Source organism: Deltaproteobacteria bacterium (assembly GCA_020845895.1).
Lineage (GTDB): Bacteria > Lernaellota > Lernaellaia > JACKCT01 > JACKCT01 > JADLEX01.
The window spans coordinates 47,855-58,254 of the sequence record JADLEX010000086.1 but is presented as its reverse complement, the minus strand read 5'-3'; the positions used below and the strand labels follow the sequence as shown (position 1 = coordinate 58,254).

Genomic DNA, 10,400 nt, shown 5'->3' with positions numbered 1-10,400 from the left:
GCGTCGCCTCGAATCCGGTTTCTGTACGTCGGCCCGCGCTTTCGCTCCACGCTTCCTCCCCACGGTCGGTCGCCCTTCCGCGGTTGCGCTTCGCTTCGATCGGGATGGCCTCCTCTCGGTCGGACTTCCACCAACAAGACAGCGCCCATGCTGGGCGCACAAATCACCCCCCGCCGGCGCGGGCCGGCGGGGTGTGCACTTCAGCGATGGGTCGCGCCGCGGCGGCGCGGGGGATCAGAGCGAGAGTACGAGGTTCGTCCACAGATTCACGGCGCTGCTCTTCAGAGCCGGAACCGCGAGCGGGTTGTAGGCATCCACATCCACGTCGTCGGGCAGGTCGATGCCGAAGATCACGACGATGTCGCCCTCACCGGGGACGATGCCCATCTCGGTGACCGGCGGCTCCCACGAGGTGGCTGTGCCGGGCACCTGCGCGAAGACGACCTTCTGGCCTTCGGGGACGTACACGATCTGGTAGACATCCGGCGCGTCGCCGGCTTCGAGCGCCCACGACAGCTCGCCGGTCACGTCGTCGTAGCTGGTGTTGCCCGCGTCGAAGTTCGGCAGGAAGTCGGTGTCGGCATCGAGATCGACTCCGGTCGACCAGTCGGACAGGCTCTCGGCCCAGCGAATCGCGAACGAGAAGTTCATCGAGGTCAGGCCGGAGACGAGCAGGTCGGTCTGTCCGACCAGCACGCCGTAGTCGGCGTCTGGGATCGCGATCGTGTCGAGGGTGAGGTCACCGTTTCCGTCGGCGAGACCGAGCGCCGTCGGCAGGATCGCGCGGTTGGGAATGAGCGCGCCCGCGATGGCGAGGTAGTCGTACGACGCGTCGGGATTCGCGATCGCCACGTCGAAGGAACCCTTGGCCGACCCGTCGGCGACCTCGATATCCGGCGCGCCGGCGCCGTCCCAGCCCGGGTCCGCGCCCGCGTACTGGATCGTCAGGCCCTCGTTCAGGATCGGCTCGATCAGGCTGGAGACGCACCCCAGGATGTCGTCGGGATTCGCGACGACGCACGTGATCACGGAGGTGAGCGTCGCCAGGTTGGGAATCGCCGCGGCGACATCGACCGCGGCCACGAAGCCCTCGACGGGGCTGGTGGCGGCGGCGCTGTTCACCGGGACGGCGTATTGGGGATTTTCGCCTTCGACGCCGTACGTGAGCACGGTGATGTCGATGCCGGGCAGGTAGACGTTCAGCGGAACTTCGGTCACCTCGGGGGAGCCGGTGTTGAGCGTCAGGTCGAAAGCGCCCTGCGTGAAGAAGTTGTCGTAGTCGGCGCCGAAGAGCGTCTCGAGCGAGATGCCGGGCAGCGCCGCGCCCAGATAGATCGGCGACGAGAAGAGGTTGCCGAGCGTGGTCGCGGCCAGGCTGAGCGGCGTGCCGTCCTGCGTGAAGTCCGCGAGGTCGGAGTCGGAATACGTTCCCGCGTACTCGTCCGGACGCAGGCGGAAGTACATCACCGACGCGTCGGCGGTATAGCTCCACGCCCAGTGGTTGTCTTCCCAAGCGGTCACGAGCTCGGCCGCGTCGGTCAGCAGAACTTCGGCGTAGCCGTCGACGTCGGTGGTGTAGGTTGCGCCGCCGTGGGCAACCTCGGCGTTCTCGATCGGATCGCAGGTTTCGCCGTCGAAGACGTACACGTCGATCGTGCCGGTGGGCGATCCGCCGCCGATCAGGTTGCCGCTGCCGAGCGACGCGGGGTCGGGCAGATCGCATTCGAGCGAATCGTACTCGACGTCGGTATCGTCGTCGGTCGTGTCGTCATCCGTCGTGTCGTCATCGGTCGTGTCATCGTCCGTGGTGTCGTCGTCGGTCGAATCATCGTCGGTCGTGTCGTCGTCGGTCGTGTCGTCGTCCGACGGCGCGCTGTCGTCGTCGTCATCGTCGTCGCCGCAGCCGCAGCCGGTCGCGAACACCATGAGGGAAAGCGAAATCAACATCCATCCGGGCCATTTGTGCATCGTCTCTCTCCTTGGGTTTTTTGGTTAGACAAACGAATCCGCCACGCGGCGAATCGTCGCGTGGTATATTAGCGTAACGATCGATCGGATAAAACAGTGAACTCCCGTTTAACCTGTCGCACTTCACATCGCGTCGTTGCGCCACGTATCGCCGCATTCGACGTTGAACTTGAGGAAAATTTCGTAACAATCGGACGGCACTGGCCGGGTGAGCGCGTTTGCTGATAAAAATCGCGCACTTCCTGGAGGCGACATGACCGTGCGGACGATCGAGTGGAAGGACGGCGCCGTGCTGATGATCGACCAGCGCGTGCTGCCGCACGTGGTGCGCGACGTGCGTTGCGAGACGCCGGAAGACGTCGCCGAGGCGATCCGCGACATGGCGATCCGCGGCGCGCCCGCCATCGGCATCGCCGCGGCCTACGGCCTCGCCCTCGCGGCGATCCAGGGGCCGGACGACCTCACTGCCGCCCGCGCATTCTTCGACGAAAAGGCGAAGTTCCTCGGTGCGACAAGGCCCACCGCCGTCAACCTCTTCTGGGCGATCGGCGAGATGAAACGCGGCTTCGACGCCGCCGCGCCGCGCGGCATCGCCGCCGTGCGCGCCGAATTGCTCACTCTCGCGAAACGCATTCACGACGACGACGTGGCTTCGTGCCGCGCGATGGGCCGCCATGGCGCGGTGTATGTGCCCGACGGCGCGCGCATTCTCACGCACTGCAACGCCGGGGCGCTCGCCACCGGCGGCTACGGCACGGCGCTCGGCGTGATCCGCGCGGCGGTGGACGCCGGCAAGCGCGTGAGCGTGCTCGCCGACGAAACGCGCCCGTGGTTGCAGGGCGCTCGGCTCACCGCGTACGAACTCGCGGCGGACGGCATCGACGTGACGCTCATCTGCGACAACATGGCCGGCGCGCTCATGTCGCGCGGCGAGATCGACCTCGTGGTCGTGGGCGCGGATCGCATCGCGCGAAACGGCGACACGGCCAACAAGATCGGCACCTACACCGTCGCCGTGCTCGCGCGCGAGCACGGAATCCCCTTCTACGTCGCCGCACCGCTGTCCACGATCGATCGGGCGATTCCCGACGGAACGCACATCCGCATCGAGGAGCGCCCGGCGAGCGAGGTGACGACGCTCGGCGGCAAGGTGTCGATCGCGCCCGAGGGCATCGCCGTGCGCAATCCCGCGTTCGACGTCACCCCGGCGCGCCTCATCACCGCGATCTTCACCGAGGTGGGCGTGGCATCGCCGCCGAATGAAGAGACGATCGGGGCGCTGTTTGCGAAACGCGAAGGGCGCTGATCGCCGTGCGCGGACATCATGGCGCGTTCGCCCCGCGCGTCAGCACGTCCGCGCGCACCAGCACGGCGAACTCGGGGATGCGCCCCAGGAAGCGATACTCCGCCATCGCGCCCGCGACGAAGCCATTCGCGCTGAGGTAGTCGAACACGTCGAACCCCTTCGGGCAGCCGTGGCACCAGGAGCCGTGCTCGATCATCACCACTCGGGGCCGGTCGCGGCGGATGTCGGACGCGAGGTCGCGCAGGAACGCACGCTCGAAATCCGTCGCGGCATCGAATGTCCGATAGGGAAACGGCGCGCCGGGCTCGCCGCGCACGTCGCCGTAGAGCCCGCCGAGCATGAACAGGCACCCGAAGCGCGTCGCGGGGCGGCGGTCCATCGCCCGCGCCATCGGGAACGCGTAGAGCAGCGACGGCGAGAGAATGAGCACGGACTCGCCGGGACGCGACCATTTCTCGATCACCTCGGCGCGCTCGCGGGCGTAGGCGAACGTGCCACGGTCGGGCCACGCGCCGGGCCATAACGGCCAGAGAATGATGCCCGTCGCGGCGAGCAGGCCGACCATCGCGGGCGACACGGCACGCACGCCGGACCAGCGGAACCGGACCGTCGCGAGCAGGGCGCCCAGCAACATCATCCACGTCGCGGCGAAAGGGATGATGTGGTAGCAAAATCCGTTTTCCTGCGCGACGAACACGGCTAGCGCTCCCGTCGCCGCGCCGAACCAGCCGATCGCGAATCGGGCCGAGGCGCCCGGCGCGCGCCGCGCGACCATCAGCGCGAACGCGGCCGGCACGACGAGATTGGGTGCGATCTTCCACGCGCGCGGCAGGTCGGTGTTCATGCCGTAATACGTGGACGCGAAAAACGGCAGCCAGCGCCCGAAATACTCCGTTCGCACGGGCTCGGACCCCAGCCACATCCACGCGAGGTAGGCGAGCGGCACGGCGGCGAAGGTCCACATTTCCGGCGAAAAAAGTGTGCGGAATCGGCGGTGCACCAGGGCGAGCGCGGCCTCCATGACAAGCGGCACGAGGAAGAAATGCGGCTTGATGCACGCGCCGAGGCCCGCGACGAGGGCGAGGGCGACGTAACGCGCGCGAAATGCTTCGCCCTCCCAACGCAGCGCCCGCGCGACGAAAAACGGCATGGCCGCGATGACGAACAGGTGCTCGCGCTGGCCGAACTCGTTCCAGTACGCGAGGCCGAGCTGGAAGAGCGCGAAGGGCAGCAGCACCCAATCGCGGCGTGAGGCCAGCGGCTCCGGTGCACGCGCGAGCAGGTGTCGTATCGTCAAGAACGACGCGAGCGCGCACGCGAGCACGAGGAAATGGAACGCCGTGAACAGGTGGATGCCGGACGCAGCCGCGATGCGCGCCGGGATCGACATGAGCAGCATAATGAGCGGCGGATTGGGATCGACGAAGTCGCGATAGAGCACGCCGCCCTCCGCGAGCACGCGCCCGGCTTCAAGCAGGTATGCGCAGTCCCAATTGATGCGAAAACGATGAGCGCCGAAATGCGCCGCCAGCGCGACGAACGACGCGAGCGACGCGAAAAGCGCGATGCGATCCGTGGGCGAGGCCGCGCCGACGCCGCCACGCGCGTCGCGTGTGAGTGCGGCGCGCAGTTGATCGCGCCAGCGCGCGCGGTCGATCCACACGAGGGCGACGAGCACGATCCACCACGCGGCGCTCACAGCGAGCAGCACGGGCGACCACGACTCGGGGATCGGCACGCGCGGCAGTTGCGCCATGCTGTCGCGCACGAAGACGTGGTTCACCGCCCCGCGACGCAAGCCCGAGAGGGCGATTTGCGCGAGCGCCCACGCGGCGAGGCGGCGCCAGTGCCGTGCGTCGCCGACCGTCGCCGTCACGCCGCGTCCGCCTTCGCCGCGTACGCCACGAGCGACAGGCCGAAGGGAAACGACATCGACCGCAGCAGCAGAGCCTCGACGGACAGAACCGCCGTGAGTGCCGCGTTGAGCATCGCAGGGAGAGGGCGCAGGTCCGACCGCGCGCTCGCGGGATCGTGCGCGTGGCCGCGTCGCGCGAAACGCACGGCGGCGGCGGCGGGGAAGAGCACCGTGTTGGCGTAGGTGACGACGGGCCGCGCAAAGCCCGCCTCGATCAGCTTCGCGCGAAGCTCCGTTCGCGTGTAGCGCCGACGCAGGTGCACCGCGGCGTCGTGCTCGCTGCGAAGTCCTTCGAACGCGGGCAGGTTCAGAAAGACGAAGCCGCCGGGGTGCAGCACGCGATGGATTTCGGCGAGCGCGGCGCGGTCGTCGTCCACCTGGCATACGCTGTCGAACGCCGTGACCCGATCAAACGACGCGTCGGCGAAGGGCAGCGCAGTGATCGATCCGGCGATGAGCCGTTCATCCGATCCGCGCCGCATGGCGCAAAAGCGCAGCGCGTCTTCCGAGATGTCGAGGCCGGTGACGCGGCCGAAGCGATCGAGCCACGTCAGGTTGATGCCGGTGCCGCATCCCGCGTCGAGGATGTCGAGATCGCGCGGCGGGCGCGGCAGACGCTCGAAGAGGCCGAGCCAGACGCGGCGCATGCCGACGTACCACCAGAACCGCTCCTCGGCCTCGTACATGACGGCGTATTCGCGCGGGTTCACGGGCCGTCCCGGTCCCTGCGCATCACGTCGCGGATCACGTACTGCGGCGTGCGGTTCGACGTGAGGAAGAGCCGCCCCACGTACTCGCCGGTGACGCCGAGCATGAACAGGCTCATGCCCGAGAAGACGAGCAGCGTCGTCATGATCGACGCGTAGCCCATCGGCGTGTCGGGGCGCAGCAGCTTTTCGATCACGACACTCGCGCCGAGCAGGGTGCCGACGACGATGGCGACGAATCCCGCGAGCGTGCTCAGGCGCAGCGGCATCACCGAAAAATTCACGAACATGTTGAGCCACAAGCGCACGAGCTTGCGCAGGCTGTACGTCGATTCGCCCGCGTCGCGCGGATCGTGGCGCACCGTGAGCACGCCGATGCGCCGCGTGGTGCGCAGGACGAGGCCATCGATGTAGGGATACGGGCCGTCGTAGCGCGTGATCTCGTCCACAAGAAATCGATTGAGGCACTTGAAACTGGAGAGGTAGAGCCCGCGCGGCTTTTGCAGCAGCCACGACGCCGTGAGGTCGTTGAAGCGGCTCCCCAGATTGCGCCACGCGCTGTGGGCCTTGCGTTCGTAGCGCGTGTACACGACATCGAATTCACTCGCGGCGGCGAAGTCCGCGAGCGCGGCGGCCTGCGACGGCGGGTTCTGGAAGTCGTCGTCCATGATGAGCACGAAGTCGCCGTCCGCGAGACGAAGCCCGGCCATCACCGCGTTGTGCTCCCCGAAGTTGCGCGACAGGCGCGCATAGACGATCGCGTCGGGATGCGCGGTCACGAGCGCGCGGCAGACCTCGTCGGCGTTGTCGGGGCTGTCGTCGTTGACGAGCACGATCTGCGTCTCGCGTCCGGCGAATTCGCGCAGGAGCGCTTCGCACAAGCCGCCCACGGTGCCGGCCCCGCCGTAGACGGGAATGACGATGGAGATGCGCATCACGTTGCCCAGGGAAGACGGCGGCACGTTAGCAAATGGGTGCCGCCCCTTCAACGGCCACTACGCCCCGCCCTCACGCCCGAGCCGGCGACCCTCACCCCCGGCCCCTATCCCGTCATGACGGGAGAGGCGAGGCGAGCACTGCGAGCCGGGGTGAGGGGACTTTCACCCCCCGAAAACGACCCGCATGCGTTCGCGGGCGGCGGCGAGGTGCGTGCGAAAGACACCCTCGTCGATCTCGTCGCCGGCCATCGGCCAGCGCGTTTCGAGGATAAGGTTGGGATCGCCGTAACGGCGCAGCGCGTCCACGGTGGTTTCCCAGTCGATCGTGCCGTCGCCCGGCAGCAGGTGCTCGTCCGATTCGCCGTGGTTGTCGTGCACGTGGACGGACACGATGCGCTCGCCGAGACGCGTGACCGCGCCGAAGACATGCTCGTTCACGTTGGCGTGGCCGACGTCGAGGCACGCCTTCAGGTGCGGCGTCGCGAAGCGATCGACGATGCGCGCGAGGTCGATGGCCGTGGACATCGGCGTCATGATGTTTTCGAGCGCGATCGTCACGCCGCAGCGCGCCGCCATGTCGACGATGGGTTCGAGATCCTCGATGAACAGGCGGATCTTCTCGTCCTCGTCGCCCGCGCAGTTGCCGATCCCGTGCAGCACCGCGATCTTCGCGCCGCAGTGTCCCGCCTGCGCGAGGCAGCGCATCGCGAGGTTCGACGCCTCTTTCGCGGCGTCGCGGTCGGTGTCGCCGAGGTTGAGGTAGCGAAAATCCGGCGCGCCGTAGCGCCGGTAGAACGGCAGGTGCACCGAGAGGATGTCGAGCCCCGCGCGCCGCGCGGCATCCATCCAGTAAGCGACGGCACCCGCGATCTCGATCTCGACGTGGGGCGCCATCGCCCACACCTCGACACCCGTGAACCCCGCGTCGCGGACAAGTTCGAAGTGGCGACCGCAAAGCGGCCACAGCGCGAACGAATGCGTGGAAATGCCGAGCGCCATTCGTCAATCCGCGTCGAAAGGAAACGTCGGGGCGGAGGGATTTGAACCCCCGACGACCGGCTCCCAAAGCCGGTGCGCTACCAGACTGCGCTACGCCCCGATACGTGTTTACTTGACCGCGCGCACCTTGCCACGAAGCACCGCACGGCGGCAAGCCGGGCGCGTGCGCGTTCAGCAACCGCCGCTGTTGGACTTGCCGTCGCCGCCGCCGGTCGAAACGGCATCCGGATCGGGATCGTCCCCGTCGTCATCGGTGGGATCGTCGTCGTCCGTCGGGCCGGTGTCCGTGTCGTCATCCGAGATGTCGTCATCGACGTCGTCGTCGCTCGCGTCATCGTCCGAATCGTCATCCGAATCGTCGTCGGTGTCGTCGTCGGAGTCGTCATCCGTGTCGTCATCGCCGGGGATGGTCGTCGTGGTGGTGCTCGTCGTCGTCGAGGTTGTGGTGGTGGTCGTCGTCGTGGTCGTCGCGCAGTAGTCCGCACCGATGCGGATCATCAGGTTCTCCGGCTGATGCACCGTGTCCACGTTGCTCCAGCTCGATCCCTGGCCCTTCCAACTGTGATGGTCGGTATTGCCGGTGTCCGCCCCCACACGCACGCCGTCCGCGCCGAACGCATACACGACGCCCACGCACCACGACCCGGTCGTGATCGCCTTTTGCGGCAAGTTCGTGTTCACCGTCTTCCACGCGCCGGGGGTCACCGTGATCGCCGAGCCGCCCGCCCACTGCTCCTCGGGCGGACCGTTGCCGTCGGGATCGACATAGACGACGGGAGTCACGATGTCGCTGCCGATCGCGTGGTCGGCGAAGTAGACCTGGAACTCGCTCAGGTAGCTGGGATAGTGCTCGGGCGTGAGGCACGTGACGAGGATTTGCCCCGTCGTTCCGCCGAGCTGCGCCTCCGCCGTGCCGTCGTCTTCGATCACGTCGTGCGTGCGGTCCTCCACGCAGTCGCCTTCGAGCTGGATGTCGTCGAGCATCCAGAAGCCCGCGTCGCTCGCGCCGATCGAGTCGAAGCGGAAACGCACCTGCACGTCGTCCTCGCCGTCGAGCGCGGAGGCGTCGAGGGTGAGAACGTCGTCGCCGATCGTGGAATCCGAAAAGGTTCCGAGATTCATGAACGAACCGCCGTCGACGAAGATGTCCACCTCGCCGTAGGAACTCGCGTCGTTCACGAAGTCGTGCGTAAAGGTGAGTTCGAGATTTTCGTACGCGGTCAGGTCGATCGCGTCGGAGATAAACGCGGTATTGGTGTCGTCGTGATACGAGCCGCCGCCGCAATAGTAATTGTCCACGCTCAGGTAGCTGCCGTAGGCCGTGGTCCACTCGTCGCCGAGCAGGTCGCCGAAACAGTCGTCGCCGCGCACGCGCCACAGCACGCCGTCGCCCTGGTTGTCCACGACCGACCACGTATCGGGAACGCCGCTCAGGAAATCCTCCCACAAAATCATGCGGGCGGAGGCCGGCGCGGCGAGCGAGAGCAACGCGAGACCGAGCGATACGAAAACGAGAAAACGACGCAGCGACTTGGGCATGGCCGGCCATCCATCGAAATGCGCACGGCCCCCAAAATCCGCGAGGGAACCGAACGGTGAATCCGCCGGTCTTAGCGGAATCGGGCCGCGCCCGTCAATGACGCGGTCGCCGGACTTGTTCGCCGCGTCGCGCGCGTGTTAGCGTTCGCGCCGTTTTCACCGAGGGAGCGCCCGGATGGACATGCCCTGGCTCGGCGCGATCGCGAACGGCGTGCTCGAAGGCGTCACGGAGTTTCTCCCCGTTTCGTCCACGGGCCACCTGATCCTGTTTCGCGAGTGGCTGCCCGTCGGGCTCGATGCCGATCCCGCGAAACGCAAGGTCTTCGAGGACACCTTCGACGTCGTGATCCAGCTCCCGGCGATCCTCGCCATCGTGGCGCTCTACGCGAAACGCCTGTGGGCCGAGGCGGTCGGCGTGGTGCACGAGGAACGCGCGCGGCGGTTTTGGCTCGGCCTCGTCGTCGCCTTCCTGCCGGCGGCGGTCATCGGCTTTTTCGCGCACGACGCCATCGAGGCGTATTTGTTCCGGCCCATGGTCGTGGCGGCGGCGCTGCTCGTCGGCGGCATCGTCATCATCGCGGTCGAGCGGCGCGGGCTGCCCGGCGACGAAAAACCCGTGGACGAAATCCCGCTGCGCACCTCGCTCGCGATCGGCCTGTTCCAGTGCCTCGCGATGATCCCGGGCACGTCGCGGTCCGCGGCGACCATCATCGGCGGGCGGCTCTTCGGGCTGTCGCGTTCCGCCGCCGCCGAGTATTCGTTTTTTCTCGCGCTGCCCACGATGTTCGCGGCGAGCGGCTACACGCTGCTCAAGCGCGCGGGCGCCATCGACTGGACGGGCCACGCCGCGATCCTCGCCGTGGGGTGCGTCACGTCGTTCGTCACCGCCTATGTGGTGGTCGCGTGGTTCATGCGATTTTTGCGCACGCGCACGCTCGAGGCCTTCGGCTGGTATCGCATCATCCTCGCGCTGGCGGTTTTCGCCGTGTACGCGCGGGGGTGAGAGGGCGACAAGAATTTTCCTTGGA

Annotated in this window: 8 protein-coding genes and 1 tRNA gene; 2 read left to right on the top strand and 7 right to left on the bottom strand. The window is 67.4% G+C overall.

Annotated features, from left to right (window positions below; translation table 11 throughout):
* Positions 1-234: 234 nt before the first annotated feature.
* The gene (locus IT350_11625; protein MCC6158691.1) at positions 235-1,968 is read right to left on the bottom strand and encodes a hypothetical protein; all 1,734 of its coding nucleotides are present in this window, start codon (positions 1,966-1,968) and stop codon (positions 235-237) included.
* A gap of 253 nt (positions 1,969-2,221) precedes the next feature.
* Between IT350_11625 and mtnA the strand changes: the two genes are divergently transcribed.
* Positions 2,222-3,274, top strand: coding sequence for an S-methyl-5-thioribose-1-phosphate isomerase (gene mtnA, locus IT350_11620; protein MCC6158690.1), 1,053 nt, complete (start codon positions 2,222-2,224; stop codon positions 3,272-3,274).
* Between the two features lie 16 nt (positions 3,275-3,290).
* On the opposite strand, the gene IT350_11615 is transcribed toward mtnA, so the two are convergent.
* The 6 genes from IT350_11615 to IT350_11590 all read right to left on the bottom strand — a co-directional run bounded on the left by IT350_11615 (position 3,291) and on the right by IT350_11590 (position 9,372).
* A complete protein-coding gene (locus tag IT350_11615; protein MCC6158689.1) occupies positions 3,291-5,150 on the bottom strand; it encodes a hypothetical protein in 1,860 nt (619 codons plus the stop codon).
* On the bottom strand, positions 5,147-5,899 hold the full coding sequence (locus IT350_11610) for a class I SAM-dependent methyltransferase (protein MCC6158688.1): 753 nt from the start codon (positions 5,897-5,899) through the stop codon (positions 5,147-5,149). Before IT350_11610 ends, IT350_11615 begins: the two co-directional genes overlap by 4 nt.
* Positions 5,896-6,834: a glycosyltransferase gene (locus IT350_11605; protein ID MCC6158687.1), complete on the bottom strand. Its 939-nt coding sequence runs from the start codon at positions 6,832-6,834 to the stop codon at positions 5,896-5,898. The genes IT350_11610 and IT350_11605 overlap by 4 nt, the downstream gene beginning before the upstream one ends.
* Positions 6,835-6,996: 162 nt before the next feature.
* A complete protein-coding gene (locus tag IT350_11600) occupies positions 6,997-7,833 on the bottom strand; it encodes a sugar phosphate isomerase/epimerase (protein ID MCC6158686.1) in 837 nt (278 codons plus the stop codon).
* A gap of 26 nt (positions 7,834-7,859) precedes the next feature.
* Positions 7,860-7,933, bottom strand: a tRNA-Pro gene (locus IT350_11595).
* Positions 7,934-8,004: 71 nt separating this feature from the next.
* Positions 8,005-9,372 (bottom strand): hypothetical protein, encoded by a 1,368-nt coding sequence (locus tag IT350_11590; protein MCC6158685.1) that lies wholly within the window; start codon positions 9,370-9,372, stop codon positions 8,005-8,007.
* 175 nt (positions 9,373-9,547) lie between these two features.
* Between IT350_11590 and IT350_11585 the strand changes: the two genes are divergently transcribed.
* Positions 9,548-10,375, top strand: a complete 828-nt coding sequence (locus tag IT350_11585) for an undecaprenyl-diphosphate phosphatase (GenBank protein MCC6158684.1) — start codon at positions 9,548-9,550, stop codon at positions 10,373-10,375.
* Positions 10,376-10,400 lie beyond the last annotated feature (25 nt).

Coding starts and splice junctions, on each gene's coding strand:
- IT350_11600 (MCC6158686.1), bottom strand. CDS start 7,833: ATGGCGCTCGGCATTTCCACGCATTCGTTCGCGCTGTGGCCGCTTTGC.
- IT350_11585 (MCC6158684.1), top strand. CDS start 9,548: ATGGACATGCCCTGGCTCGGCGCGATCGCGAACGGCGTGCTCGAAGGC.
- IT350_11590 (MCC6158685.1), bottom strand. CDS start 9,372: ATGCCCAAGTCGCTGCGTCGTTTTCTCGTTTTCGTATCGCTCGGTCTC.
- IT350_11625 (MCC6158691.1), bottom strand. CDS start 1,968: ATGCACAAATGGCCCGGATGGATGTTGATTTCGCTTTCCCTCATGGTG.
- mtnA (MCC6158690.1), top strand. CDS start 2,222: ATGACCGTGCGGACGATCGAGTGGAAGGACGGCGCCGTGCTGATGATC.